Annotated in this window: 23 protein-coding genes; 4 read left to right on the top strand and 19 right to left on the bottom strand. The window is 51.4% G+C overall.

Annotated elements, in window-relative coordinates:
* Positions 1 to 4 precede the first annotated feature (4 nt).
* From BM114_RS01355 to xerD, 5 genes are all read right to left on the bottom strand, one after another.
* Entirely contained in the window at positions 5 to 1,036 is a 1,032-nt protein-coding gene (locus tag BM114_RS01355; protein WP_092109502.1) for a DUF4271 domain-containing protein, read from the bottom strand.
* Positions 1,033 to 2,292 carry a methionine adenosyltransferase gene (gene metK, locus BM114_RS01350; RefSeq protein WP_092109499.1) on the bottom strand — a complete coding sequence of 420 codons (1,260 nt, stop codon included), beginning with the start codon at positions 2,290 to 2,292 and terminating at the stop codon, positions 1,033 to 1,035. Before metK ends, BM114_RS01355 begins: the two co-directional genes overlap by 4 nt.
* 468 nt (positions 2,293 to 2,760) lie before the next feature.
* Positions 2,761 to 3,249 carry a hypothetical protein gene (locus tag BM114_RS01340; protein ID WP_143089221.1) on the bottom strand — a complete coding sequence of 163 codons (489 nt, stop codon included), beginning with the start codon at positions 3,247 to 3,249 and terminating at the stop codon, positions 2,761 to 2,763.
* Positions 3,250 to 3,542: 293 nt separating this feature from the next.
* Positions 3,543 to 6,362, bottom strand: a complete 2,820-nt coding sequence (locus tag BM114_RS01335; protein ID WP_092109492.1) for a M16 family metallopeptidase — start codon at positions 6,360 to 6,362, stop codon at positions 3,543 to 3,545.
* Positions 6,363 to 6,551: 189 nt separating this feature from the next.
* On the bottom strand, positions 6,552 to 7,472 hold the full coding sequence (gene xerD / locus BM114_RS01330) for a site-specific tyrosine recombinase XerD (RefSeq protein WP_092109489.1): 921 nt from the start codon (positions 7,470 to 7,472) through the stop codon (positions 6,552 to 6,554).
* Positions 7,473 to 7,511: 39 nt separating this feature from the next.
* Between xerD and aroQ the strand changes: the two genes are divergently transcribed.
* Both aroQ and BM114_RS01320 read left to right on the top strand, forming a co-directional pair.
* Positions 7,512 to 7,928, top strand: coding sequence for a type II 3-dehydroquinate dehydratase (gene aroQ / locus BM114_RS01325; protein ID WP_092109486.1), 417 nt, complete (start codon positions 7,512 to 7,514; stop codon positions 7,926 to 7,928).
* A 15-nt stretch (positions 7,929 to 7,943) separates the two neighbouring features.
* Positions 7,944 to 8,642 carry an O-methyltransferase gene (locus tag BM114_RS01320; RefSeq protein WP_092109484.1) on the top strand — a complete coding sequence of 233 codons (699 nt, stop codon included), beginning with the start codon at positions 7,944 to 7,946 and terminating at the stop codon, positions 8,640 to 8,642.
* Between the two features lie 67 nt (positions 8,643 to 8,709).
* Here the strand turns inward: BM114_RS01320 and BM114_RS01315 are convergent, their stop codons facing one another.
* The 11 genes from BM114_RS01315 to pckA form a co-directional block, all read right to left on the bottom strand.
* A complete protein-coding gene (locus BM114_RS01315) occupies positions 8,710 to 9,942 on the bottom strand; it encodes an FtsX-like permease family protein (RefSeq protein ID WP_092109481.1) in 1,233 nt (410 codons plus the stop codon).
* A gap of 40 nt (positions 9,943 to 9,982) precedes the next feature.
* On the bottom strand, positions 9,983 to 10,318 hold the full coding sequence (rbfA, locus tag BM114_RS01310) for a 30S ribosome-binding factor RbfA (protein WP_092109478.1): 336 nt from the start codon (positions 10,316 to 10,318) through the stop codon (positions 9,983 to 9,985).
* 4 nt (positions 10,319 to 10,322) lie between these two features.
* On the bottom strand, positions 10,323 to 11,156 hold the full coding sequence (murI, locus tag BM114_RS01305) for a glutamate racemase (protein WP_092109729.1): 834 nt from the start codon (positions 11,154 to 11,156) through the stop codon (positions 10,323 to 10,325).
* Positions 11,157 to 11,161: 5 nt separating this feature from the next.
* Positions 11,162 to 11,668 carry an OmpH/Skp family outer membrane protein gene (locus BM114_RS01300; RefSeq protein WP_092109476.1) on the bottom strand — a complete coding sequence of 169 codons (507 nt, stop codon included), beginning with the start codon at positions 11,666 to 11,668 and terminating at the stop codon, positions 11,162 to 11,164.
* 77 nt (positions 11,669 to 11,745) lie between these two features.
* On the bottom strand, positions 11,746 to 12,231 hold the full coding sequence (locus tag BM114_RS01295; protein ID WP_092109473.1) for an OmpH/Skp family outer membrane protein: 486 nt from the start codon (positions 12,229 to 12,231) through the stop codon (positions 11,746 to 11,748).
* 114 nt (positions 12,232 to 12,345) lie between these two features.
* Positions 12,346 to 12,861 carry an OmpH/Skp family outer membrane protein gene (locus tag BM114_RS01290; RefSeq protein WP_092109471.1) on the bottom strand — a complete coding sequence of 172 codons (516 nt, stop codon included), beginning with the start codon at positions 12,859 to 12,861 and terminating at the stop codon, positions 12,346 to 12,348.
* 82 nt (positions 12,862 to 12,943) lie between these two features.
* Positions 12,944 to 15,583 carry a BamA/OMP85 family outer membrane protein gene (locus BM114_RS01285; protein ID WP_092109468.1) on the bottom strand — a complete coding sequence of 880 codons (2,640 nt, stop codon included), beginning with the start codon at positions 15,581 to 15,583 and terminating at the stop codon, positions 12,944 to 12,946.
* A complete protein-coding gene (locus tag BM114_RS01280) occupies positions 15,583 to 16,371 on the bottom strand; it encodes an isoprenyl transferase (RefSeq protein WP_092109465.1) in 789 nt (262 codons plus the stop codon). Before BM114_RS01280 ends, BM114_RS01285 begins: the two co-directional genes overlap by 1 nt.
* A complete protein-coding gene (locus BM114_RS01275; RefSeq protein WP_092109460.1) occupies positions 16,371 to 17,051 on the bottom strand; it encodes a type IX secretion system protein PorG in 681 nt (226 codons plus the stop codon). The genes BM114_RS01280 and BM114_RS01275 overlap by 1 nt, the downstream gene beginning before the upstream one ends.
* Positions 17,052 to 17,057: 6 nt before the next feature.
* The gene (locus tag BM114_RS01270; protein ID WP_143089220.1) at positions 17,058 to 18,461 is read right to left on the bottom strand and encodes a DUF6242 domain-containing protein; all 1,404 of its coding nucleotides are present in this window, start codon (positions 18,459 to 18,461) and stop codon (positions 17,058 to 17,060) included.
* 877 nt (positions 18,462 to 19,338) lie between these two features.
* Positions 19,339 to 20,952, bottom strand: a complete 1,614-nt coding sequence (gene pckA, locus BM114_RS01265) for a phosphoenolpyruvate carboxykinase (ATP) (RefSeq protein WP_092109454.1) — start codon at positions 20,950 to 20,952, stop codon at positions 19,339 to 19,341.
* A 221-nt stretch (positions 20,953 to 21,173) separates the two neighbouring features.
* Between pckA and upp the strand changes: the two genes are divergently transcribed.
* Together upp and BM114_RS01255 are read left to right on the top strand one after the other, a co-directional pair.
* Positions 21,174 to 21,833 (top strand): uracil phosphoribosyltransferase, encoded by a 660-nt coding sequence (gene upp, locus BM114_RS01260; protein WP_092109451.1) that lies wholly within the window; start codon positions 21,174 to 21,176, stop codon positions 21,831 to 21,833.
* A 55-nt stretch (positions 21,834 to 21,888) separates the two neighbouring features.
* The gene (locus BM114_RS01255) at positions 21,889 to 22,737 is read left to right on the top strand and encodes a patatin-like phospholipase family protein (protein WP_092109448.1); all 849 of its coding nucleotides are present in this window, start codon (positions 21,889 to 21,891) and stop codon (positions 22,735 to 22,737) included.
* Between the two features lie 24 nt (positions 22,738 to 22,761).
* Here BM114_RS01255 and BM114_RS01250 read toward each other — a convergent pair whose 3' ends face one another.
* From BM114_RS01250 to BM114_RS01240, 3 genes are all read right to left on the bottom strand, one after another.
* Positions 22,762 to 23,427, bottom strand: coding sequence for a PAQR family membrane homeostasis protein TrhA (locus BM114_RS01250; protein WP_092109445.1), 666 nt, complete (start codon positions 23,425 to 23,427; stop codon positions 22,762 to 22,764).
* 15 nt (positions 23,428 to 23,442) lie between these two features.
* Positions 23,443 to 25,725 carry a ribonuclease R gene (rnr, locus tag BM114_RS01245; protein WP_092109442.1) on the bottom strand — a complete coding sequence of 761 codons (2,283 nt, stop codon included), beginning with the start codon at positions 25,723 to 25,725 and terminating at the stop codon, positions 23,443 to 23,445.
* A gap of 227 nt (positions 25,726 to 25,952) precedes the next feature.
* Positions 25,953 to 26,177 (bottom strand): hypothetical protein, encoded by a 225-nt coding sequence (locus BM114_RS01240; protein WP_092109439.1) that lies wholly within the window; start codon positions 26,175 to 26,177, stop codon positions 25,953 to 25,955.
* Between the last annotated feature and the right edge of the window lie 256 nt (positions 26,178 to 26,433).

Below are 26,433 nucleotides of genomic sequence, written 5' to 3'. Positions count from 1 at the left end.
TGTCTTAAAAATTTATTTTCAAATACCCGTTTATTGTAATCATAACTCCCCCCAATGCAAGCATTGGAATTATTTCAAGCGCACAAAAGTACAAAATATTTTGCAGAAAAGAGCCTTTCTTGCGAAAAAAGATGATATATGTCTTATAGAAGGTGAGCATTTTCACAAAAACCAAGAGGACAATGGCATAAATCACTGCAGTCTGCATCGGCATTCCGAAAAAAGCCTGAAGTACGACAACAGGAAAAAGAGCAACGCCCTCCATCGAAACTATAAATAAAAATGACTTCAACCATAGCTCGTTATTTCTCCTATCGAAAAACACCCATCCCGTGAACCAGTAAAGAAACACCTTCAACAGGAAATAGGAAAATCCGACGCCCGTATAGATTGCGATGACCGGATATGGAGCCAGCATGAAGGCCTCGCCCACATAAGCATTGCTATAGAAAAAGAAGAAAAGAGCCAGAAGCAGATAGGTCTGCAGCACCAGGAATATCTGAAAGCGAATCTCATTGGCCGTCTCCGGAATCTGGGTTACATGCTCATGGGGAACGAAGAAGAAGTTCTTGGCCTGCCGGGAGATGAACTTCCTGGACTGCGAGAAAGCCACCAATGCCAGGACAAAACAGCCTATCAGCAGGCCCGTAAAGAAATTATCGTTGGCAATGGCATAAGGAATCGGGTCGCCGGAAACGCCGAGACGCCCCCCAGGGAGTTCCGGATGAAAGAGCGAGTCTTTCATGAAAAACGACTCCTTGTAATAGGTGGGCAGTTCCATGTCGCGCACGCTCTTGCCCCGGGGATGCCCCGGCAGGTGAAGCGTGTCCGGCATCTGGCTCCAATGAATCTCCGAAGGCTTCACATGCAGCTGTATGGCAGAGTCCATCTGGGCAGGCGTGGCATTCTTCGGCAGCCAGCTCACCACCTCGCGGGGGGTGGGCTGGTGGCGCTGCCGGGCGGGCCGGGCCACTTCTTTCCCGAGTCCGGCTTCGCCTGTATGGCCTGAAAAGATGGAGTCTGCCTGCTGTATCATAAGCCGAAGGCCTTCTTGATGTCTTCTACCCTGTCAAGTTTCTCCCAGGTAAAGAGCTCCACTTCCACCGTCTTCTCCTCATGGTAGAGACTGGTAAAGGTCTTCTTCACCACCTCGTTCTTACGCCCCATGTGCCCGTATGAGGCCGTTTCGAAATACATGGGCTGGCGAAGCTTCAACGCCCGCTCGATGGCTTTCGGCCGGAGGTCGAACATCTGACCGATTTTCTTCGCGATTTCTCCGTCAGAGAGACCCACATGGCTCCGCCCGTAAGTGTTCACATAGATGCTCACGGGCTGCGCGACGCCGATGGCATAGCTGAGCTGAACCAGCATCTCGTCGGCAACGCCGGCCGCCACCATGTTCTTGGCGATATAGCGGGCGGCATAGGCAGCGCTGCGGTCCACCTTCGAGGGGTCCTTGCCCGAGAAGGCACCGCCGCCGTGAGCGCCCTTGCCCCCATAGGTGTCGACGATGATCTTGCGCCCCGTGAGACCCGTATCGCCGTGAGGCCCGCCGATAACGAACTTTCCCGTGGGGTTGACCAGATACTTGATGTCGTCGTTGAAGAGCGCAAGCACCTTCTCGGAGTGAATCTGAGCCTTCACGCGAGGGATAAGGATGTTGACCACATCTGCCTTGATCCTCGCCAGCATGCGCTCGTCGTCGCTGTCAAACTCGTCGTGCTGCGTGCTTACGAGGATGGTATCTATGCGCCGCGGGATGTTGTCGTCGCTATACTCCACGGTAACCTGACTCTTGGAGTCGGGCCGGAGGTAGGTCATCACCTTGCCCTCCCTGCGGATGTCGGCCAGTGTCGTCATAAGCAGATGGGCCAGGTCGAGCGACACGGGCATATAGTTCTCGGTCTCGTTGACGGCATAGCCGAACATCATGCCCTGGTCTCCGGCACCCTGCTCTTCCTCGTCGGCGCGCTCCACGCCACGGTTGATGTCGCCGCTCTGCTCATGGATGGCGGTCATGATGCCGCAGCTGTCGCCGTCAAACTGATACTCCGCCTTGGTATAGCCTATCCGGTTGATAGTGCGGCGGGCAATGGTCTGGAGGTCGATGTAGGCCTCCGACCTCACTTCGCCCATGATTACCACCTGCCCGGTGGTAACAAAGCTTTCGATGGCACAATGCGCCTTGGGGTCGTAAGCCAGGAACTGGTCGACCAACGCGTCGCTAATCTGATCGGCAACCTTGTCTGGATGCCCTTCGGAAACGGATTCTGATGAAAACAAATAACTCATTTTTCCCCAAACTTTTTTAAGTGGAAAAACACCAAACGACCGTAAAATCTTTCTTGGGATTTTGCAGTTTTAGCATTTTTTAGTGTGGTTGCAAGCAGCCAAATTCTTCCACAAGTGTTAAACCAATATGTTATTATCGACTGCAAAGGTACGGCTTATTTCCGACTTCTCCAAATATTCAGAGGCCATTTATCAACCTCGGGGCATCAAAAACAGGAGTGGCGGAGGTCATAAAGGTGCCACCTGCCGCCCCGGCACATTCCTCCCCGCAAACCAGAAAGCCGCTGACAGCGCGACAAAATCGGCGAGATTGAACGACAAAATCGCCGAAAACATGGGACAAAATCGGCGATTTTGTCATCCTCCTGACGGCAAACAGAAAAGCCGGAAGACGAATCCTCCGGCCTTTCCGTATAAGTAAACTGAACCGATGCCGCACTTGTGCCCCATGCTGAAGGCATCCTGCTTTCATTCTTTCTTACCAGAGAACTTCCGCCAAATCCACACACAGCCAGTAAATACTATCAATATCAAGAGTATCAAGCCCCTTACCTTTTCCTCGCCCAGTGCATAATAACGGCTGATCAGCCTGCCTAAGCAAATAGAGGCCGTAACCGCCAGACTGCCCAGGAAGAAAAGAGCCACCTTCCTCCTCTTGGATTTCTCCTCCATCTTCCGCAGCCAAGACCTTGCCAACACGAGATATGCACATAGCGCCACATAAATGAGCGTAAGGCCAATGACAAGCCATAAGGCAAGGTTTTTAAGATTGATCAACAGCAAAAACATGAAAACCACATATCCTGCCATCAGGAAAACCGACAGCAGACACCTTGGTTTATCACGGCCTGTCAAGTCGTAGTAGTTCTCCTCCAATGTGTCCCACCACCGGGTATGGAAAATCACGATATAGTTACAGACCACAAAAATGAGGTTTAAGAGAAGTATTAACTGCATTTCATTCTCCACTTTTTATAGTTTTATATTTAGTTCTCAGTATCTCTATTGGTTTTCGGTTAATACCACAAAATTACTCTTTTTTCTTAATATACCTATACTTTGGGCAGAAAAAAATTATAAGACATGCAATCCGGGTAAACTGTTGGGCTATTTTCCCTAAGTCTGCAAGGAAAAGAAAACATTTGTCAAATCCTGCGATCTCTCCGCTTTTGTCATCCTCCTGACAGCAAACAGAAAGGCCGGAAGACGAATCCTCCGGCCTTTCCTTATAGGGTTGCTTTCCGCAAAGGCTATTCCTCGGGGAGCATGATGACGCTTACCCCGCCGTTATCCTTCAGGAACTCGGCCACGAAAGCAGAGATGCTTGCCGGGGTCTGGCGCTCAATGGCCGCCTTGCGAACCTCGTAACTGGAATCGATGCCGTACTTGCGCTGCATGCCGATGACACCCTGCCAGAATGTGTTGGTCTTCAATGAGGTCTCCAACTGCTTGAGCATGGTTTTCTGCACCTTCTCAAGAATATCCTTGTCGCAGGTTTTGGCCAGGGCCGGGAGTTCTTCATTCATAATCTTAATGGCTATGTCCTTCTTCTCCGGTTTCATCGGACAGTAGCCGAGAATCTGGTATACATGGTAACCGTCATCAGACAGCGACGCTCCCGCATACGCCCCGCAAGAGTATGCCGCGCTGGCATCTTCGCGGATTTTCTTCAGGTAAATCTGCGAAAGCACTTCTCCCGCGATGTCGGCCCTGATACCGTCCTCAACGGTGTAAGGCATCTTCTCGTTATACCACACGAAGTAGCTGTTGGCCTTGGGGGTCTCCATCTTGCGGCGGAACTCGTTCACGGCCTTGCCCTGATGTAGCTTGGCAATGCGGTGTCCCTTAACCACCTTCCCCTTTGTTGGCAGTGCGCCGAGATACTGACACACCAACGGGCGGATGGTAGCCTCGTCATAATTGCCGATGATGGTGAACTCCCAGCCTCGGGCCGACGCCGTGCGTTCCTTGGCAATCTCGAGGATGCGGTCGTAATTGATTTTCTTCAAGTCGTCGAGCTTCAGGCTTGCCATGCGCGGATTGTGATCGTAGAGTGTGGCGGTAAGTGAGTCCGAGAGAGCTGTATCTGGCTGCTTGTCTCGATTCTTCAAGGCAAGTTCAAGCTGATTCATCAAGTTGTCGAACGACTTCTGGTCCTTGTTGATTTTGGTGAAATAGAGATAAGCCATCTGGAACATGGTCTCCACATCCTTTGGAGTAGAAGAACCGCCGAGACCCATCTTGCGGTCGCTCATCGTAAGGTCGGCATTCGCAATCTTTCCCGCGAGTGCCTTCTGGAGCTCGGTGCTTGAGAAATTGCCAAGACCGCTGATGCCGATTACATCATTAAACACTTTCGTGTTATAGAGATCCTTGTCGCCATAAAGCGAGCTACCGCCATCGCCCTCGCCGGAGAGACGCACTTCATCTTTCTTATAATCGGTTTTCTTCAGCACCACCTTGATACCGTTGGAGAGCGTGAGCTCCGTATAGCCGAGCTTGTCGTTCTTCACTTCCTTCTTGATGGTTCCTGCCTTAGGCAACTGCGCCAGCAGGGGCTCGTTTTTCACATTATCCACATAGGCCTCAACCTTTTCTGCACGGGCGTCCTGCAAGGCTCCAAGGAGCTGGGATTCCGTAGGATAGACTGCTCCTTCCTTTTCCGGATTAAGGTTGAGCACCACCAGATTGCTGTCGCTTGCAGGCACAAGCTCTTTCATATATTCGTTGATTACCTGAACGGGAATTCTCGGGACGAGCTGTTTCATCAGCGGATAGGTATACTCGATGCTGGGCATCGGCTCATTTTCCAGGAAATTATTCAAGTACTGCGAGAAGAATGCCTCGTTCGTGCGCTTGTCCTTATTGCTGTAAACCTTGTCGAGTCCGGAAAGATAATCTTCCTGATAACGCTGATATTCCGTAGGGGTGAATCCGAACTCTGCCGCCCGACGAGCCTCTACGAATACTGCCTTGAGCGCATCCGAGGTCTTTTCCGGAACCTTGGGAACCACTCCTAAGGTGAAGGCGTCCTTAGTCTTGGAGAAAAGATAGCTGCCGTCGTCGGCGCTGGCATTCACAAACGGACACTCCGGCTGCTGAGCCGTCTCCCTCATGCGATTGTTGAGCATTGACATGGCAGCCCCTTTCGTATAGCCTTGTATCAGATTCACAATCGTCCCCTTCAAAGAGTCTGGAAAGACTTCGTGCTTGAACATGAGCTGGGCAACGGCCTGGCGTTGCTCCTTGTCCTTCTCTACGATGACAATGGGAGCAGGCGTGTCGGGTACTTCTACATCTACAATGGGGGCAGGGTTCTCTGGATTCTTTATACCGCCGAAGAGCTTTTTGATCATGGCTTCCGTGTGGTCTACATCCACATCACCGACAACGATGATGCCCTGATTGGTCGGATGATACCATTTCTCGTAATAATCGCGTAGCTCCTTAGGCTTGAAATTGTCTACGACGCTCATTAGTCCGATGGGCATACGCAGCCCATACTTACTGCCGGGATAGAGTTTCGGCAGCGCGCGCTCGAGCATTCGCTGGCTCGCGCTCGATCGCAGCCTCCACTCCTCGTGGATGACGCCACGCTCCTTGTCTATTTCCTTAGGGTCGAGGATCAAGCCGTCGGCCCAGTCAGAAAGGATGAGCAGACAGGAGTCGAGAGTGCCCTGGCTGCCGGTGGGGACATTGCTGATGTTGTATACGGTCTCGTCTATACTGGTATAGGCGTTCAGGTCGGCCCCGAATTCTATTCCGTGAGCACGACACCACTCGATGACGCCGTTGCCCTCAAAATGAGTCGTGCCGTTAAAGCACATATGCTCCAGGAAGTGAGCCAAGCCACGCTGGCTCTCTTCCTCCTGCAAAGAACCCACTTTCTGGGCAATGTAGAAATTAGCCCGATGCTCCGGCCAGTTGTTGTAACGAATGTAATAGGTAAGTCCGTTAGGAAGCACGCCCTTCCGTACTGCCGTATCGGCAGGAATGGTCATGTCCATCTGTGCCCGGGCAGAACCGGCTACAAAAATCAGAACTAACACTAAGAGGTGTCTCAGTTTCATGTTTACTACAATTTTAAATTAAACGATTTCTAATGACAAAGATATTAAAAAAACCTTGGCTTACCTAATTATTTGGTATTATTTTGCAAAAAATCAAAATATATAGAGTCAGAAGCCGGGGAGAAGGTTAGGGCATCCTTTTTCTGTCTGGCCTACAAGCCACGGAAAAGAAAAAGAATAACTTTTCACTCAGAAGTCAGACGATCTGATATTTCTCGGATGGTGCTGGAGAATTTCTTCCCGCAAAGTCGTTGTGTCGATATGGGTATAAATCTCAGTGGTACTGATATCCTCATGACCCAGCATGGCTTGTATGGCTCTGAGATCGGCTCCGCCCTTCAGGAGAGCCGTGGCAAATGAGTGGCGCAGCGTATGGGGTGAGATGGTCTTATGGATACCTGCATCACGGGCGGTGCACTTGATCATTATAAGAATCATGGTGCGGGTGAGATGACGCCCCCGACGATTGAGAAACACATAGTCTTCCTCACCGGGCTTTATATACAGGTGTACACGGTCGGCAAACCAGAGCTGAAGCTCCTTGACCGCTTTTTGGGAGATGGGAACAAGGCGTTCCTTGTTTCCCTTACCCAAGACACGCACGAATCGCTCGTCGAAATAAAGCTGAGAGAGCTTGAGGTTGACGAGCTCCGACACGCGGAGACCACACGAGAAGAGCACTTCTATGATGGCTTTGTTGCGCTGCCCCTCGCGTTTAGACAAGTCGATGGCTGCCTCCATGCGGTCAACCTCCTCCACGGAGAGCACCTCGGGCAGATGTTCACCCAAGCGCGGGGAGTCAAGAAGTTCCGTAGGATCCTTCTCCAAGTATCCGTCCTGCAACAGGAAACGATAAAAGGAACGCACTCCGCTTAGGATACGAGCCTGCGAGGAGGCCCCTATCCCCCTCTCATGCAGTAGCACGGCAAACTTTTCCAAATCCTCAAGTTGCAGATTGAGGGGGCTCTTCTCCTGTGTCTTACAGAACTCAAGCAGGTGCTCCAAGTCGTGCCTATAAGCCTCTACTGTGTTTACGGAATAGTTCTTCCCTAACTTCAGATAACGCTGATAGACCTTCACAATATCTACGGAAGATTTGTCTTTTTCCATTTTATTTGCTATATTTGCCCACAAAAATACAAGGAAATTGTGAGAATACAAATTATAAACGGCCCAAATCTGAACCTTTTGGGAGTGCGCGAACCAGATATCTACGGTCAGGAGTCATTTGAAGACTATCTCGCAAGACTCATCATCCGGTATCCCGACATCCAATTCAGCTACTATCAGAGTAACATAGAAGGCGAGCTCATCAATAAAATGCAGGAAGCAGGCTTCAGTTTCGACGGCATAATCCTCAATGCGGGTGCCTACACACATACCAGCGTGGCCCTGCACGACTGCATCCGCAGCCTGAAAACCCCAGTCATAGAAGTGCACATCAGCAATGTCAGCTCGCGTGAAGGATTCCGCCATCAATCTCTCATTTCAGCTGCATGCAAGGGTGTGATTGCTGGATTCGGGCTCGACAGCTATCGGCTGGCCGTGGAATCTTTCCTGGAATAAAAGAGCCACAGTAACATGAGCAATGGTAAACGAAATAGCTCGCTCACACCGGGGACTGCGGCCACAGACGCAGAGGTCTCCACAATAGAAGCCCTCGACAGCTACATTCTCACCCATATAGACCCAGAGGGCGACTACCTGCACCGTCTTTGGAGGGCTACGAATGTGCAAACCGTACATGGCAGGATGGCCAGCGGGCACCTGCAAGGCCGTCTGCTCAAGATGATGGTAGAGATGATTCGCCCCAAAAACATACTCGAAGTGGGAACTTTCAGCGGCTATAGTGCACTCTGCATGGCAGAAGGCCTGCCACCGGAAGGTAGAATCTACACCTTCGAAATTAATGATGAGATGGAGGATTTCACGCGTCCGTGGATAGAGCAATCACCCTATTCCGACAAGATTGAGTTTATCATCGGAGATGCCAACCAATTGCTCCCCGAATTGGGCGTTACCTTCGACATGGCTTTTATCGACGGCAACAAGCGCACTTACAAAGAAACCTACGAGACGGTGCTGGCGGCCATGCGATCCGGAGGCTTCATCCTGGCCGACAACACACTGTGGGACGGGCATGTCATCGACCCCGCCTATGATGACGACCAGCAGACGCAAGGCATCCGGGAATTCAACGATTTCATCGCGAAAGACAACAGGGTGGAGAAAGTGATACTGCCCTTAAGGGACGGGCTGACCCTCATCAGAAAAAAATAAGACATTGACAAAGAAAGGCTCTGATGATTTCCTGTTCTCTAAGAAAGCAGCCTTGCAAAGGCCGTTTTCAATCACTCAACAGCCTTTTACTCAACGCCCGTACCGGATACCACACCGCAAGCCATCCCACGGCGATAACGGTAACGAAAATGAGAGCGACATCCGTATAGTGGACACTTATCGGATAGGCGTTAACAATGAAAGAACCATCGCTATCACCAAGATGTACAAAACCATAAGTCTGCTGCAGCCAGCAGAGTAGTAAACCTACTACGATTCCTGCCACGGCACCCATTACGGCTATCATCCTTCCCTCAAAAAGGAAGATTCTGGTAACTTGCCGGTCGGTAGCGCCAAGGTTTCTAAGGGTTAGGGCATCCTCTTTCTTGTCAATGATAAGCATCGAAAGCGAACCGACGATATTGAAACATGCCACCACGAGGATGAAAGTCAGGAAGATGTAGGCAAAGAACTTCTCGATTGACATAATCTTGAAAGTGTCCTCCTGCTGCTCATAACGGTCGCGAACCTTATATTTATCCCCGGCTATTTGCTTGATTTCCGCCTTTACATCGTTCAAGTTACTCCCTGGCTTGAGCCTCAGCTCAAGCGAAGAGAGCATGCCTTGCTGCTCAAAGAGGATGCGAGCCCAGGAAATAGGAACAATGATATAGCGGGCATCATACTTCGACTGCTTCACCTGAAAGACCACTCCGGGAGATTCCAGAGAGTCTACGATGAAGCCGCTGGTAGGATCCGAGAGGTCGAGCTGCCCCTCTTTCACAGGCGCATAGACGCGAAGCGAACCTCTCCAACGGGCACCCGTCCCCAGAGTCTGGGCCAACATAATGCCCAATGTACCATAGTTCAGATTGGCGGCACGCAGGCCAAACTCACCGTCGCCATACAGAATATCCGTAATATGGGTGAGTTCAGCGAAGTTATCATCCACTCCCTTGATGACGACCATGGCCTGTTTGTCCTGATATACGGCCAGCGCATTGTCCTCCACGCACTCCGTTGCCACATCAACCTCCGGCAACTGGCGGATTCGGGTGAGGATGGGATCGTCGCTCGGAGCCGTCTTTCCCATCGCCGGAACCACTTTTATCTGCGGGTCGAAGTTCGTAAAGAGCGAAGCCACGAGGTCGTGGAAACCATTGAAAGCACTCATCACGATGACCAAGGCCATCGTGGCCACCGCCACTCCGATAATCGAAATAATACTGATGACATTGATAGCATGCGTTCTCTTCTTTGAAAAGAGATAACGACGGGCTATGTAAAAAGGGAAATTCATGATCCGCTTCCTTGCTGAGAGCCTCAAAGGTGTAGTCGGTTTACTTCTTCAAGAGTTCGTCGATGTGGTCAATGTAATCAAGGCTGTCATCGATGAAGAACCTCAGCTCCGGGATAATGCGGAGCTGGTTACGGACGCGAGTGCCCAGTTCATAGCGCAGGGTCTTCTCATTTGCCGTTATATTTTTCAAGAACTCCTCACCTCTTTCCGAGGGAAAGATGCTCAGATAAGCCGTACAGATACTCAAATCCGGACTTATACGCACACGGGTAACACTCACGAGGATGCCGTGCGTTTTACGGGTTTGCGACTGGAATAATTCCGCGAGCTCCTTCTGAAGCAGGCGTGAGATACGGTTTTTTCTTGTCTCCTGCATGTATTTACTCTAAATCTATATGTTCTATTCTAACTTTGTCATGAAGGAAGATGCGTGCTCCTTCCTTGAATTTATCTGGATTCTCCGTAGTGTAGTATTCCACGCGGCCGCCCTTGGTACAGTTGCGTGCTATTTCCGGATGACGCTCTAAATAACCTTTAAGGCTCTCGGCTACAAATTTACCTTGCGAAATGATGTTTATCCCCTCCTTGACATACTTCCGGATCTTCGGAAGAAGGATGGGATAATGAGTACAACCGAGAATGATTGCATCGATGGCCGAGTCCTTGGACATCAGCTCGTCGAGGCGTTTCTTCACAAAATAGTCGGCTCCCGGGCTGTCAGCCTCATTGTATTCCACCAGCGGAACCCAGAAAGGACACGCCACGCCCGTAACCCGAATCCCCGGCCATAGTTTTGCTATCTCAAGGTCATAACTATGACTTCTCACGGTACCCTCGGTGGCAAGCAGCCCCACATGATTGTTACGAGTAAGCGTACCAATGACTTCTGCCGTAGGACGGATGACCCCAAGCACACGGCGCGAAGAGTCCCAGTTGGGCAAATCGTCCTGCTGGATGGTTCGGAGCGCCTTTGCCGAAGCCGTATTACATCCGAGAATTACCAGATGGCAGCCTTTCTCAAAGAGTTTCCATACAGCCTGCCGCGTGAACTCATACACCACATCGAACGAGCGGGGACCATAAGGAGCACGGGCATTATCGCCCAGGAACATATAGTCATACTGGGGCAACAGCTGGCGAATGCCGTCCAAGATGGTCAGTCCGCCATAGCCGGAATCGAAAACTCCAATCGGCCCTGGAGCCGGGGGCAGCATATCCGTCAACGCAATGTATCCTTGACGAGTGATGAAATATCCTCACCAACCACCGAGCTGACATAGGGAACGGCGTCGTTGTCGGTATTCAGGATAAAGGCATAGCCCCGTGCGTCGCCGATACCGCGGAGCACTTCCGAGAGACGAAGCCTGAGCGGTGCATAGGCTTCTTCCTCTGCCTGCTTGAGCAGGCGCTTCGCCTCCTCCTTGAAAGCCAGGTTTTTCTCCATCAATTCCTGCAGCTCGGCCTGCCGTTTCTTAAGAATTGAAGGAGCAAAATCTTTCTGCCCGTCGAGAAACTGCTCATACTTCTTGTTGAACTCGTCCTCCACGCGCTTCATCTCTGCATCATACTTGCCTTTCAGCACTTCCAGACTTCTCTTGGCAGCGGCGTAGGCAGGCATGGACTCAAACGCCTCCTTATAGCTGAAATAGCCATATTTCAACTGGCTTTGTGCATCAGCCACGAAAGGCATCACAAATAGGACTAAAGAAAGAATTAACTGTTTCATCACCTTTTTAATATATAATAGGGGCGGGCCACCTTCAGCCTGCCCCCCATATCGATTATCGGAAAAAATATTTTCTCTTACTTGAGCTGGGCCTGAACCTTGCTCGTTACATCCTCTACATTGGTGCCCGTATAGACTGCGGTACCCTCTTCAAAGATATAAGTAAAGTTGCCAGCCTTGCCGACAGCCTGAATGGCATTCATGATCTTGGCCTGAATAGGAGTCATTAGCTCCTGAGACTTCTTCTGGAGTTCCTGCTGACCATCCTGATAAGCCTGCTGAACCTTTGTATACATATTCTGCAATTCCTGCTCTGTCTCCTTCTGCTTGGTAGCGTTCAGGGTGCTCTTAGTCTTGTCATACTCCTCGCTCTTGCGCTGCAGTTCATCCTGAAGACCTTTAAGCTCGGTTTCCTTCTGCTTCTGCAATGCCTGGAGTTCTCCCTGAGCCTTGCCGTATTCGGTCATAGTCTGTACCACGGTCTGCGTGTTTACTTTGCCAAACTTCTGGGCAAATGCTGTCATCGGCGCCAGAAGCATCAACATAATGATTACTTTTTTCATTTTTTTTCTTGTTGTAATTTGATTAATGATTTATTCTTTTATTCTGGCAGGTTCCGGAATTCATCCTTCTTTCTGCTGCCGGGAAATTGTTTTTCGCCTCACCAAAACGGCCCTTTAACGAACGCTGTACCCCAATTTCTGGAGCACCTCGTTAGAGATATCAATCTTCGGAGATCCGAAAATGATACCAGAGTCGCTCGCACGGTCGAGCACAAGGCTGTATCCACGCAACTCTGAGATTTCCTTTACCACATTATACACTTCTTCCTGAATCGGGCTCATAAGGCTCGTACGCTTCTTGAAGAGCTCGCCTTCGGGACCGAAATACTTCTTCTTCAGCTCGGAAGCCTCCTTCTCCTTTTTCATGATTTCCTCCTGACGGGCCTTCTTCTGCTCCTGCGAGAGGAACACCAGCTCGTTCTGGTAGTTCTTATACATGGTACTGGCCTCGGTATTGAGAGCCTCCACCTCGGCCTGCCACTTCTTGCTCACTTGATTGAGCTGCTCATTGGCACGCTCATAGGCCGGAATATTCTTCAAGATATACTCCATGTCGAGGAGCGCGAACTTCTGTGCGCTTGCCGTCATTGCCACGAGGGCCAACAGACATATTGACATTAACTTCTTCATACCCTGATATTTTACATTTAAACTTATAGACGCACGAGGCACCCGAAAAGTTATTTAAATTATCTATTTTTAATATTCCGACTTAAAATTCCTGGCCAAGGATAAAGTGGAACTGGCTTCCGCCTTTTTCGAAAGTAGAACCATTATACACCTTGTCGAAACCATAAGCCCAGTCTATGCCCATCATACCCACCATCGGCAGGAATATGCGCACACCGATACCGGCACTACGCTTCATGTCGAAAGGATTGAACTTCTTGGTGTCATACCATGCATTGCCCGCCTCCACGAAGCCCAGTCCATAGATGGTGGTGTTACCCAGCAGGAACGGATAGCGCAGCTCGAGGGTGAAACGGTCGTAGGCATAGGCGTTATATCCCGTATTAGGAGAGTAAGACACGCTTCCATTCTCATAGCCTCGCAGACCGATGGTTTCCTCCGCATAGCCGGAAGAATAACCGCTCATACCGTCGCCACCTACATAATAGGTCTCGAACGGCGATTTCTTATACCGATTGTAGGAACCGAGGATCCCGATCTCGGCACGCGTCATCAGTACGAAGCACTTCTGACCACTCGAAAGAGCAGTAAAGGTACGGGCCTTGAACTTCCATTTATGATACTCTATCCAGCGGAACTTGTCCTGCTGTTCCTGAGAGTAAGTGGCTGACTGTGGATTGTTCGCCAGGTTCTTGTAATCTTTCTTTTCCCACTTCGACCAAGGCGGAGTGAGCGTTACGGAAGCCATGAACTCCGATCCGCGACGAGGGAAGAGCTGGTTGTCGGTTGAGGTGCGGCTCAAGGAAATGCTCAGGTTCAGGTTGTTGGCGTTTCCGTTCGACATCACGAAATAGCTCCAGTTTCTCAAAGAATAACGAGTGTACGACAACTGCAGCGACAATGAGAAGTAATCGTCAGGCCAGCGCAGGCGTTTACCCCAGCCCACATTCACACCATAGAGCTTGATATAGGTATCCGGGTCATAATAATTTTCGTAGTTGTTATAGTAACTACTACCATAACCAGCGAGATAACCATAGTAATTGTTCATATTATTATGATAGAAGTTGGACGAAACATCGCTCTGCTTGGAGTAGAAACCTCCTACACTGAACTGGATAGGCCGCTTCCCACCAAACCAGTTGGTGCTGTAACTGGCATTATAGCTCTGGTAATAGGTACCGTTGGTCTGCGCACCGAGGCTCAATACCTCGCCGTCGCCGATAGGCAGGATGCCCCGATGCTCCTTATTCTTATTAAAGAGGTTGCGCAACGAGAAGTTGTTGAGCTTCAGTCCGACACGGCCGATGACTCCCGTCTGGCCCCAGCCAAGCGAGAACTCTATCTGGTCATTAGACTTCTGCTCGAGGTTCCAGTTGATATCCACCGTACCGTCTTCTACATTGGGCTTCACATCAGGGTTCACCTTCTCGGGATCGAAGTGTCCCATGGATGCCAGCTCACGCGCCGAACGCTGCAACGCGTCCTTAGAGAAGAGATCACCCGGCTTGGTATGGAGTTCCCGACGCACCACATTTTCATACAGGCGGTCGTTACCATTGATACGAACACGATTGATATGCGCCTGAGGTCCCTCGGTAATACGCATCTCCAAGTCGATGCTGTCGCCAACGATGTTCACCTCAGTAGGGTCGAGGTTATAGAACAAATAACCGTGATTCCAGTATTCGTTGCCCACGGCATCATCGTCGCTCGAGAGCCGTTTGTCCATCAGTTTCTGGTTATAGACATCGCCAGTCTTCATTCCGAACACCCGGCTGAGATAGTCGGTAGAATAGACAGTGTTGCCTACCCAGCTGATGTTTCGCAGGTAATACTTCTTACCCTCATCGACTTTCACATAGATGTTTACGTGCTTGTTGTCGTAGTTCCAGACGCTGTCGGCCAGAATAGTGGCATCGCGGTAGCCAAACTCGTTATACTTTGCTATGAGATTCTTGCGATCTTCCTTCCAGCGTTCCGGAGTATATTTTTTCGACTTGAACAAGTTACCCAGCTTCCCTGCCTCGTGAATCTTGGCAAAGGCACCTTTGGAAAACAGGTTTCCCTTGAGCTTCTTGTCGGTAAGTTGCTCGTTTCCGTCGATGATGATTTCATGCACCCGCATCTTTTCTTTCTTGTCTACGAGAACATCGAGAATCACCTGATTTTTGCCGGCCACATCCTCGCGCTGGTTGATTTCTATCTCTGCGTTCTTGTACCCCTTGTCGTCGAAGTATTTCGTGGCAAGGATCTTGGCACGCGCCAGTGAGTTCGGCGTAACCTGCGAGCCTTTCAAGAGTCCCAGCTTTGCCTCCATATCCTCACGCTCTGATTTCTTTAAGCCTATCCAATTGATAGTAGAGACGCGTGGACGCACCTGCAGCGCGATGTGCAGCCAAGCCTTGTCTCCAATGAGGGAGTCGACTGATATCTGGACTTTGGAAAAGAGCCCATGCTTCCAATAGCGCTTCACGGCCTCCGTGATTTCCACGCCCGGCAATTCTACCTTCTGCCCGACCACGAGACCGGAGATGCCCGTGAGCACATAGTCCTCATAGCCCTCGACACCCGACACATTCAGGCCGGCAATGGTTACGGTGCGTGGTGCCCCGGCATAGCTGATTTCCGGATACACTATCTTATCCTGCGCCCGCATGCTCATACAGCCCATGAAAATCAGGGCGGCGAGCAATGTCAACACCTTATTTGTTTTATTCATTATTTGGAATTATTTTCTTTCTCTATTTGAGCTTCTGTCTTCCCGTATCGCCGCTGACGATTCTGATAGCTCCGGATGGCCCTGTGGAGGTCTTCCTCCCCGAAGTCTGGCCAATAAGTGTCGCAAAAATACAACTCGGTATAGGCACATTGCCACAACAGGTAGTTCGACAGACGCACCTCGCCGCCCGTACGGATGAGCAAGTCAGGGTCGGGCATGAACGCGGTTTCAAGGTTCTTTTCGAAGTTTTCCTCGGTGAGCTGCGCCTCCAGACCGGCATAGACGGCTGCCCCTGAATGACCGACAAGGGTCGCGGAGCCCTCGGTCAGGGCGTGGAATACCGTCTGCTTCATCGCCTCGATGATTTCCCAGCGCGATGAATAGCTGAGAGCCACCACCATGGTCATCGCGTCGTTCTGCGCCGTGCGCTCCATGGTCTGGCCGAGCTTGTCCTGCACATCCTGCGGAAGGCGCGCGATGTCGCCGATAACCTGAAACCTCACATTGTTCTTCATGAAGATTTCATCTTCCAAGGAGGTAAGCACCAGTCCCATCAGGGCCGATATCTCGTCGGCCGGACGGCTCCAGTTTTCCGTGGAAAAGGTATAGAGCGTGAGGAACTTCACGCCGAGGCGAGTACACTCGGAGGTAATCCTCCGCACGGCATCCACCCCTGCCTGATGACCGAAACTGCGAGGCTTGCCCCGCTCGGCTGCCCACCGTCCATTGCCATCCATGATGATGGCGATGTGTCCGGGAATGCGCGTCATATCGAGTTCTGCTGCCATTAATCGTCGTTGTTACAAGTTCTGCACTTTGCCATAAAACTATAGGTAAGCGTAAATTGCAGGGCCGAGTAGCAATCGGTGTTCTTAAACGCTCCCTTGCTCCTTACATAGTAAGGATCCTTCACTCCGTCGAGCTTGTCGCTCAGGCTGAAGTGGACAGCCCATTCCACGCCCAGATTCAGGCGTTCACCCATCTTATATCTCACGCCAAAGCCGAGAGGCACATTGGCCGTAAACACATTCTTGTCGCCTCCCGACACATAGGTGGCTCCCAGTCCGCCGAAGACAACGGGCGTGAGGCGCCTTGCGCCACGATAGTCGCGCCCCGTCCCGTAAGGCCAGAAGTTGTATTCGTAGACCAGACTGACATCCACCAGCGAGTTGTTGAACTCATACGGCGAAGCCTGGTAGTCGGGATAATAGGTCTCCACATCCTTGGAACTCCCCTTCAGCTTGCCGAAAGAGCCCGCAAGACGCAGTCCCATATGGGGATTGAAGTTCCTGCGGAGCACCACCGAGCCTATGGGCTGCATATTCTTCAGGATGCTGTTGTTGAAGTCGCCCTCGTAGGAGACCATGCCCACTCCTGCTCCGATTTCCATCAGATACTCTGGATCGCTCTGCGCATGCAGGGCAAGCGACGAGGCCAGAAGCAGGGCTATGACGACTATCTTCCGCATATCATGCTATTCGGTGAAGTAACGCTCTGCGGCATCCCATACCAGCCGGTTCTTTGCTCCATGCCACACCTGGCCCGTGCCGCCGCAGATAATCCACAGATAGTTCTTGCTGTCCTTCACCATCGTGAACACTTCGCCCGGTGCAGAGAATCCTTTCGGGAAATGGTAGTCGGCATCGGGCTTCCAGGTGATGCCCGCATCCCTGCTCCTGTAGAAGCAGGCAAACGGGGCGGAATCCGCCGCACCGATGACACGCCCCCCTGTCGCCAGGATGCCGCCGTCGTAGCCGACAGCCTGCAATCCGTTCAGGTTGGGAGCCTTATATTTGCTTCCCGACGAGACATTATAGTAAGCCCAAGGCTGGTTTTGTGCGTTGGGGTCGTTTTCCTCTATCTTCCCCCACACCCGAGCCTCGGTAGCCGTGGTGCCGGCAAGCACGATGCGACAGCCGGCCGTACTGCCGGAAAGAGGCAGGGTGATGAAGTTGAGGTTGTCGGCAGGAAGCAGTCCGGCGTCAGAGTCCAGCTCGTCGGCCGTCCATGTGGCACCGCCGTCCTTGCTGCTCATCAGCTGATGAGCGGTCGTAAGCCCGTAGAGACGGGCATTGCTTGCGCCGAGCAACAGCTTCAGGGCCGGAGTTGCCACCTTCGTCCAGGCCTTCGCGTCGGCAGAAGCCAGCAGCGAGCCGTTGCTGTAGACATAGAGCTTGCCGGCATAGGCGGCCACGCTCTTATAGGCATCCGCACTCAAGGTCGTGCCAGGGGTGATCTCGCTCCATGCGGCGGCATTGCTCTCCGGGGCGGCGAATATCCTTGTCTTCGAACCGTCATAGCCGAAAACATATACCTTGCCATCGCAGGCCACGCCCTTCATGGCCTTTAGCGAGCCCAGGTTGCCGTTGATGATGGCCGCGGAGTTCCATACCAACTCCTCCGGCTTCTGCTTGTGCACATTCAGGGTAACGGTGTAGTCGCGGTTGGAATCGCCCCGCAGACTGTACACGACGAAGTGGCGGGGCTGAGAGAAGTCGATGGAGTCGGAGCTGCTGTAATAAGACAGGGAGTCGCTTGTCAGACTCTTGATGGCCACGACGCCGCCGTTTTTCGCCACGGCGGTAACCAGCACCTTCGCCGCGTTGATGCCGCGGGGCAGTGAGTCGAGGTTGTAGATCAGTCCTCTCGTCTGGTCAATGGTGAATGCATAGCGGCTGCAGTCCAGCGTGGTGGTATAGGTGCTGTCCTCTCCCTTCGAGGAGACGGTGTCCTTGACGATTTTCAGAGTCCCGACGGAGAAGGCCGTCAGGGCACAGTCGTCATAATAAACGATGTCGTCCTTGGTGTCGCTCAGACAGGAGGAGAACATGAATATTGCTGAAAACAATACAGCAAATGCAATGAACTTGAATCTCATTTACGCTCTTTTTCTTAAAACCGACATTGCCATGAAGAAAGTACTCCGCTACTGCAAAGAAAAAGCATCCCCTGCATTGACGAAGCCACGCTTCACAGAATTTTGTCTGCAAATTTAATCAGAATTCTTTAAATAAAGGCCTTTTTTAATACTTTATTATGCAAAACAGCATGAAAGAGGCCGTTTTTTAAGTTTGTTTGTGATTTCATAAATAAAAAAAAGAGCAATAAGTGTCTCTACACCATGCTCTTTTAGCTAACCTAAACAAAATCTAAAAACCTTAAATCTACTAACCTAAAATGAAATGTATTCTCTCGAACACAATGCAAAATTACACATTGTGGCCGAACACAGCAAACATTTAGTTCGCTTTTTCCACAAAAACGGCTAATTATTGACATAGGTCAAAATAGGCTTCCCCACACTCCGGAGCCTCTTTGGACATACTGGCACGATACTTCCTGAGAATCCGGAAGACAGCCAGAGGCTTTCAGAAGGGCGCAAACCTCCTGACAAAATCGGCGATTTTGTGGCATGATTTCGGCGATTTTGTCGTTCAATCTCGCCGATTTTGTCAGGCAGGAGGCCGCTGTCTGCCTTACGAGAGGCAGTAAACGGCAGAGGCATGAGCCGCCGCCCATAGGACAGAACACCGTGAATGCGCCCGTCAAGGTCATGCCGCTCCCTGAAGATAGACATTAAGAAGCCTGCTCTTAGCCCTTTTCCGCCCGGGGCGAAGACAGATTTCCATGCCGCCGTCCGTGTCAGGAAACATTGGCGGGAAAGCCTTTGCCGCCCAGCTGAAGTCCTACGGCAACAATAAGCCCCGCACTTCAAGGTGCGGGGCTTATGATATAAAGATCTTCTGATTTCCAGATTAAAGCTGCGGACCAGCTGCTACGAGTGCCTTCCCTGCCTCGTTGCCTTCATACTTCTTGAAGTTCTTGATGAAGCGTGCTGCCAGGTCCTTGGCCTTCTCTTCCCACTGAGCTGCGTCAGCATAGGTATCGCGTGGGTCGAGGATACCTGTGTCTACTCCTTCGAGCTGCGTAGGAACGACGAAGTTGAAGTAAGGAATCTTCTTCGTAGGAGCAGCGTCGATAGAGTGATTCAGGATGGCATCGATGATACCGCGGGTGTCGCGGATGGAGATGCGCTTGCCCGTTCCGTTCCATCCCGTGTTTACCAAGTAAGCCTTGGCACCGCTCTTCTGCATCTTCTTCACGAGTTCCTCGGCATACTTTGTAGGATGCAGCTCGAGGAAAGCCTGACCAAAGCAAGCGGAGAAGGTGGGAGTAGGCTCGGTGATACCACGCTCCGTACCGGCCAGCTTAGCAGTAAATCCGGAGAGGAAGTAGTATTTTGTCTGCTCTGCGTCGAGTATGGATACGGGAGGAAGAACGCCGAAGGCGTCTGCGCTGAGGAAAATCACCTGCTTTGCAGCCGGTCCCTCAGAAGCCGGGCGCTGGATGTTCTTGATGTGGTAGATAGGATAAGACACGCGGGTATTCTCCGTCACGCTCTTGTCGGCGAAGTCAATCTTTCCGTCCTTGTCTACGGTTACATTCTCCAGCAGTGCGTCGCGACGGATGGCATTATAGATATCGGGTTCAGCCTCAGCGTCGAGGTTGATGACCTTAGCGTAGCATCCACCCTCGTAGTTGAACACGCCCTCGTCGTCCCATCCGTGCTCGTCGTCGCCGATGAGTCTGCGTTTCGGATCGGTAGACAGCGTGGTCTTACCTGTTCCGGAGAGTCCGAAGAAGATGGCGGTGTTCTCGCCGTTCATATCGGTGTTGGCAGAGCAGTGCATGGAAGCCATGCCCTTCAGAGGCATGAAGTAGTTCATCATGGAGAACATACCCTTCTTCATCTCACCGCCATACCATGTATTGATAATCACCTGTTCCTTGCTGGTTACATTGAACACAACGGCCGTCTCTGAATTCAGGCCCAGTTCCTTGTAGTTCTCAACCTTTGCCTTAGAAGCATTGTAGACGATGAAGTCCGGCTCCTGCTCGAAATCGGCCTCGTTCTGAGGACGGATGAACATATTGGTAACGAAGTGAGCCTGCCAAGCCACCTCCATGATGAAGCGCACCTTCATGCGGGTATCCTTGTGGGTGCCGCAGAATCCGTCTACCACGAAGAGTTTCTTGTTGGACAGCTCTTTCTTGGCAATCTCCTTGACAGCCTCCCAAGTCTCCTTGGAAGCACGGTGGTTGTCGTTCTTATATTCATCGGAAGTCCACCACACGGTGTCGTGAGAGGTCTCGTCGTCTACTATGAACTTGTCCTTTGGAGAGCGACCGGTATAGATACCCGTCATCACATTGATAGCGCCGAGCTCCGTCTCCTGACCAACCTCGTAGCCCTCGAGGCCTTCCTTGGTCTCCTCGTTGAACAACACTTCATAAGAAGGATTGTACAATACTTCAGTAGCACCTGTAATGCCGTACTGCTCAAGTGTCTTTTTGTCAAACTTTGCCATTTCTTTTCTGTATTTATTGAGTATTTAAAAGTTCCTTAAAACCGAATGCAAAGTTATATATTTCTCATGGAATACCAAAGTTTCCGCCTGTAAAAATCAAGCTCCCGACACCTTTTTAGGTTAAAGAATTAAAAAACAAAGGTTTTCCGGAGATATTTGCAATTTAGACTTTGCAAAAATAAATATCTTTTTCTACTTTTGCAAAAATTTATCAATTCAACATGGAAATTATTGATCTAAGCAAACAGAATTCTATCATTAACCAGTACCTGGCCGAGATTCGCGACAAGGAATATCAGAAGAACCGGCTGCTGTTCCGTAACAACATCATGCGCATCGGCGAGTATGAGGCCTTTGAAATCTCGAAAACGCTCAGCTATGAAGCCAAGGATATTGCCACACCGTTAGGCATAGCAAGGGTGAATGTGCCCACGGACAAAATCGTGCTGGCCACCATCTTCCGCGCCGGACTACCCTTCCACAACGGGTTCCTTAATGTGTTCGACCATGCGGGGAACGCCTTTGTGTCGGCCTACCGCGAGTATACCGATGCCGAGCACCACCAGGTGGGCATCCACATCGAGTATCTCGCCACACCGAGCATCGATGAGAAGAACCTCATCATAGCAGACCCGATGCTCGCCACGGGCGGCAGCATGGAGCTGGGATACAAGGCTTTCCTCACCAAGGGCACGCCGAAGCGCATCCATGTGGCCTGCGTCATCGCTACGCCGGAGGGCATCGACCACATCGCAAAGGTATTCCCCCACGACAAGACCACCATCTGGTGCGCAGCCATCGACCCCGGCATGAACGAGCATAAGTACATCGTGCCCGGGTTCGGCGACGCCGGCGACCTCTGCTACGGCGACAAACTGTAAGAGAAGTTTCCTGTACATCCCGCTTGAAAAGGGATGTCTTTTAACCATAGAAGCTATGACTGGACTCGTACTTGAAGGTGGAGCCCTGCGGGGATTGTTCTCCGCGGGATGCCTGGATGTCATGATAGAACATGGCATTCAGTTCGACGGGATGATCGGGGTGTCGGCTGGCGCGGCCTTCGGTTGCAACTATAAGTCGAGGCAACCGGGACGAGTCATCCGCTATAACCAGCGCTTCGCGAAGGACTGGCGCTTCTGCAGTCTCCGCTCGCTGCTTACGACGGGCGACCTCTTCGGGGCGGAATTCGGTTATCACTATATGCCTGAGAAACTGGATATATTTGATGCAAAGGCATTCGAAGACAACCCGATGGAGTTTTATGTTGTCTGTTCGGATATCGATACGGGGAAGCCCGTCTATCGGAAAATCATGAAAGGCTGTTACGAGGCTTACGAATGGATACGGGCCTCGGCCTCAATGCCGGTTGCCGCAAGACCCGTGGAACTGGAAGGATACCGCTTGCTGGACGGCGGAATCACGGATTCCATTCCGCTAAAGTTCTTTGAAGGCATTGGTTACACCCGCAACATCGTCATCGAGACGCAGCCTCGCGATTACGCTAAGACGCCCTATCGCATGTTCGGTCTCATGAAAGCAGCACTCCACCGGTATCCCGCGCTCGTGGAGGCCATGCGTCGCAGACCCCAGATGTATAATGCGCAGAAGGCCTATGTGCGGCGTCAGGAGGCCGACGGTATGGTTCTCGTGCTCCGTCCGGAGGAAAAACTGAAGATCGGGCACATAAGTCATGACCCGAAAGAGATGATGGAGGCCTATCAGACGGGCCGCAATCTCGCGACACGCCGACTGGCCGAAATCAAGAAGTTTGTCAACGGGAAATAGAAAGAAGGAAACTTTTCCGTTTACCTACAGGTATTCCAGCAGGATGTCCCAGACGGCAATGATGTGGCAGACGGAGCCCAGAAGAACGAAGAAATGGAACACCGTGTGCATATATCTGCGCCTGTGAAGGGTATAGAAAACTGCCCCCGTGATATATGCGACACCCTCGGCAAGAATCCAGACAACGGCTCCCGTGCTGACTGCTTCCAACAAAGGCTTGAACGCCACGAGCACGGAAAGTCCCATGCCAACGAAGCACAGCGTCTCGAAATTGCTGTGATCGCTGAGCTTCCGGAAAGAGACTATCGTGCCCCCGATGGCACACAGCCATACGAAGGCAAACAATCCCCACCCCCATAGGCCGCTCTCGCGAAGAGCCACGAGCGTGATGGGGGAATAGGAACCCGCTATATGCCAGTAGATGGCGGCATGATCCCACTTGCGGAGACGCTCTTTCCACTTGCTGCCGGCCCTCAACGCATGATAGGCCGTCGAGGCAATATACGAACAGAGCATGCCGAAAAGGTAGAGACTGACGCCTGCCGTAGCCCATCCGTCATGCTCACGGAAGCACCACACGAGGAAAACCACCCCGAACACCACGCCCAGCAGAATGCCTCCGGCATGGCTCCACGAATTCCAAAGCTCCTCGCTGCGGGTAAAGAAGGGCTTCCTTTCCGGCATCTTCATTCCTTCCAATGACTGCTATCTGCGCCGACGGTTTCTCCTCGAAGACTTCTCTTTGGAGAAGGGCGGCCTGCTCTCTTGCCGATTACGGTTCTCCGCACTCTTGTTCCCGGCTATCGTAAAGTCGAGCTGCCGCTTCTCAAGATCCGCCTTTGCCACAAGGATGCGGACCGCATCGCCCAACTGATAGCGATGATGATGCCGCCGGCCCACCAGACAGAAGTTGCGTTCGTCGAACTCATAGTAGTCATCGTCGAGGTCTCGCATCGGTATCATGCCCTCGCAATGGTTCTCGTCTATCTCGGCATAGATGCCATAAGCCGTAACCCCGCTGATATGAGCGTCGTACTCTTCACCGATATGCTCGCCCATAAACTCCACCATCTTATACTTGATGGAGTCGCGTTCGGCGTTCTGGGCAACCTGCTCCATGTCAGAACAATGCTCACAAAGCTCTTCGTAATGCTTCTCGCTGACGGAGCGGCCGCCCTCTGCATAGCGGGTGAGAAGTCGGTGCACCATCGTGTCGGGATAGCGGCGAATCGGGCTCGTGAAGTGGGTATAGTAATCAAAGGCCAGTCCGAAGTGCCCGATATTGTGCACGGAATACTTGGCTTTCATCATGGCCCGGAGAGCCACCGTCTGCACAAGCTTCTGCTCCGGGCGGCCCTCGCAGTCGTCCATGAGCTTGTTGATAGACTTTGCTATTGCCCCCTTAGTGCCGTCGGTCTTCACTTTATAGCCGAACCTGACGACATATTCCCGCAAGGTTTCCATCTTCTGGGGGTCTGGATTGTCGTGAATGCGGTAAGGCAGCACCTTGGCTTTCTTGCCCCTGACGGTCTTTCCCACACTTTCCGCCACCGTCTTGTTGGCCAGCAGCATAAATTCCTCGATAAGTTTATTGGCATCTTTTGATCGCTTGAAATAGCAACGGATGGGCTTCCCCTTATCATCGACATCGAAGTGAAGCTCCTCGGAGTCGAATTTCACGCTTCCGCTCTTGAACCGTTGCGCCCGCAGCTTCTTCGCGAGGCGGTCGAGGGTGATGATTTCCTCGGCATACTCGCCCTTATAGCCGGCCTTTCCGGGGTTCGGCGCAGGCTCTCCCGTGCCGTCCACCACGCCGTTCTGCTCCAATAGCTGCTGTGCTTCCTCATAGGCATAGCGGCGGTTGGAGCGGATAATGGTATGCACGATGCGATACTTGAGCACTTCGGCCTCATCGTTCATATCGAAGATGACGCTGTAGCAGAGCTTGTCCTCGTCGGGACGCAGCGAACACACGAAGTTGCAGAGACGCTCGGGAAGCATCGGAATGGTGCGGTCTACCAGATATATCGAGGTGGCGCGTTTCTGGGCTTCACGGTCGATGATGTCGCCCTCCTTTACATAGTGCGACACATCTGCGATATGCACGCCCACCTCCCAGAGGCCTTTCCTAATCTTCTTGATGCTCAGCGCGTCGTCGAAGTCCTTGGCATCGGCGGGGTCGATGGTACAAGTCCACACGCTGCGATAGTCTTCCCGCTCCTTCAGGTCCTGCTCGGTAATCTCACCGGAAATCCCGTCGGCGGCTTTCTCCACGGCCTTCGGATACCTGTAGGGCAGCCCGTACTGAGCCAGAATGGTGTTCATTTCGGTGTCGTTATCGCCCATCTGGCCAAGGACATCTATTACTTCACCCACCAGATTCTTGTGATCGGCGTCCGGCCACTGCGTAATCCGCACCACGGCCTTATCGTCGGTCTTGCCTCCTTTCAGCTTTTTCTTCGGCACGAGGATGTCATGGGTAAAGAGAGCCTCGTTCGTTACGAGGAACGCGATGTCCCTGTCCACCCGCAGCCGACCCACGAAAGTATCCTTCTTCCTCGACAGGATTTCTATCACCTGCGCCTCCTTGATATGCTTGGCACGGCGCGCCATGAACGAAACCTTGACCCGGTCGCCCGTCAAGGCCGACATCGAGTTGCGTTCCGAGACGAAAATAGGTGTGCCGCCACCGTCGGGAATAAATGAGTTTTTCCCGTTCGACTTGCGTATGAAGCGGCCTTCCTGCACCTGTCCTTTCGTGTTCAGCTGATAGGAAGTGTCCGAAACCTTGGTCAGGAAGTCGTCCCACGCCATTTCCTCCATCGTGTCGATGGCCAGCATCTTTGCCGGATGTGTGTTAAGATGGAGGGCTTTGAAGATGTACTTTAACGAGAATGATTTATCCGGTTGCGAGGAGAAAAACGCCTCGAGCTGCTCGCCCAGCTGGCGCTTCGTAACGCGCTTTCCCCCTTTTGTTTCTTTTCCCATAATGATAATATGTTTTTTGGTTCGGCTGCAAATTAACTAAAATAATTTGAGAAAAGACAATTTTATCCATATTATTTATAGAAATTTGCATCCAAGAAGTATTTTTCCGACAACAAGAGGCTAACAAGAAGAGATGCGGAGAGCCCTCCCCGCACGAAAAGCGATGCCTCGGGCATACGGCCCTGGCATCGCTTACTGTTTATTCAGAAGTCTGTTTCCACACAAAATCACACCTTCCACCCGAAGAGGTCTTCCAGCATATGGGGATGGAAGAGCCAAACAAAAACTGCAAAACACAGAATCAGCACTACCGAATTCCAAACTATCATGAAGCTGGACTTCTCTTTTATGCCTGTCCAAACATTCTTTGCCACCCCAATAATTATGTATGCATAAACCAATTCTAGGATAATCATCAGGATATAACCCAGTATTTTCAGGAGCATCATCATCGTTTTTCCTTATTTAAAAGTAATATTTAGAGTTCGGTTGATAGATCATCGGCATTCTATAACGATACAAATATACTAAAAAAAGCTATTACCTGTAAAAAAATACACAAAAAAATAACATTTATCAACCACCTCGGGGCTTGGCACCTATTATCAGATCCTAACAAAAAAACCATGAAAAGAGAAACTAAGGCCTACTGGCATCGATGCGACTGTCTGCCGGGAGGAAAACGGGCGGCGGCTTCCTTGTTGACAA

The organism is Prevotella sp. KH2C16 (genome assembly GCF_900113305.1).
In the GTDB taxonomy this organism is placed as follows: domain Bacteria; phylum Bacteroidota; class Bacteroidia; order Bacteroidales; family Bacteroidaceae; genus Prevotella.
This window is presented reverse-complemented; position numbering and strand designations above follow the sequence as displayed.

What these genes read in the sequence shown, in the direction of transcription:
- BM114_RS01355 (WP_092109502.1), bottom strand. Translation starts at nt 1,036, where the DNA reads ATGATACAGCAGGCAGACTCCATCTTTTCAGGCCATACAGGCGAAGCC.
- metK (WP_092109499.1), bottom strand. Translation starts at nt 2,292, where the DNA reads ATGAGTTATTTGTTTTCATCAGAATCCGTTTCCGAAGGGCATCCAGAC.
- BM114_RS01340 (WP_143089221.1), bottom strand. Translation starts at nt 3,249, where the DNA reads ATGCAGTTAATACTTCTCTTAAACCTCATTTTTGTGGTCTGTAACTAT.
- BM114_RS01335 (WP_092109492.1), bottom strand. Translation starts at nt 6,362, where the DNA reads ATGAAACTGAGACACCTCTTAGTGTTAGTTCTGATTTTTGTAGCCGGT.
- xerD (WP_092109489.1), bottom strand. Translation starts at nt 7,472, where the DNA reads ATGGAAAAAGACAAATCTTCCGTAGATATTGTGAAGGTCTATCAGCGT.
- BM114_RS01320 (WP_092109484.1), top strand. Translation starts at nt 7,944, where the DNA reads ATGAGCAATGGTAAACGAAATAGCTCGCTCACACCGGGGACTGCGGCC.
- BM114_RS01315 (WP_092109481.1), bottom strand. Translation starts at nt 9,942, where the DNA reads ATGAATTTCCCTTTTTACATAGCCCGTCGTTATCTCTTTTCAAAGAAG.
- rbfA (WP_092109478.1), bottom strand. Translation starts at nt 10,318, where the DNA reads ATGCAGGAGACAAGAAAAAACCGTATCTCACGCCTGCTTCAGAAGGAG.
- murI (WP_092109729.1), bottom strand. Translation starts at nt 11,156, where the DNA reads ATGCTGCCCCCGGCTCCAGGGCCGATTGGAGTTTTCGATTCCGGCTAT.
- BM114_RS01300 (WP_092109476.1), bottom strand. Translation starts at nt 11,668, where the DNA reads ATGAAACAGTTAATTCTTTCTTTAGTCCTATTTGTGATGCCTTTCGTG.
- BM114_RS01295 (WP_092109473.1), bottom strand. Translation starts at nt 12,231, where the DNA reads ATGAAAAAAGTAATCATTATGTTGATGCTTCTGGCGCCGATGACAGCA.
- BM114_RS01290 (WP_092109471.1), bottom strand. Translation starts at nt 12,861, where the DNA reads ATGAAGAAGTTAATGTCAATATGTCTGTTGGCCCTCGTGGCAATGACG.
- BM114_RS01285 (WP_092109468.1), bottom strand. Translation starts at nt 15,583, where the DNA reads ATGAATAAAACAAATAAGGTGTTGACATTGCTCGCCGCCCTGATTTTC.
- BM114_RS01280 (WP_092109465.1), bottom strand. Translation starts at nt 16,371, where the DNA reads ATGGCAGCAGAACTCGATATGACGCGCATTCCCGGACACATCGCCATC.
- BM114_RS01275 (WP_092109460.1), bottom strand. Translation starts at nt 17,051, where the DNA reads ATGCGGAAGATAGTCGTCATAGCCCTGCTTCTGGCCTCGTCGCTTGCC.
- BM114_RS01270 (WP_143089220.1), bottom strand. Translation starts at nt 18,461, where the DNA reads ATGAGATTCAAGTTCATTGCATTTGCTGTATTGTTTTCAGCAATATTC.
- pckA (WP_092109454.1), bottom strand. Translation starts at nt 20,952, where the DNA reads ATGGCAAAGTTTGACAAAAAGACACTTGAGCAGTACGGCATTACAGGT.
- upp (WP_092109451.1), top strand. Translation starts at nt 21,174, where the DNA reads ATGGAAATTATTGATCTAAGCAAACAGAATTCTATCATTAACCAGTAC.
- BM114_RS01255 (WP_092109448.1), top strand. Translation starts at nt 21,889, where the DNA reads ATGACTGGACTCGTACTTGAAGGTGGAGCCCTGCGGGGATTGTTCTCC.
- BM114_RS01250 (WP_092109445.1), bottom strand. Translation starts at nt 23,427, where the DNA reads ATGAAGATGCCGGAAAGGAAGCCCTTCTTTACCCGCAGCGAGGAGCTT.
- rnr (WP_092109442.1), bottom strand. Translation starts at nt 25,725, where the DNA reads ATGGGAAAAGAAACAAAAGGGGGAAAGCGCGTTACGAAGCGCCAGCTG.
- BM114_RS01240 (WP_092109439.1), bottom strand. Translation starts at nt 26,177, where the DNA reads ATGATGATGCTCCTGAAAATACTGGGTTATATCCTGATGATTATCCTA.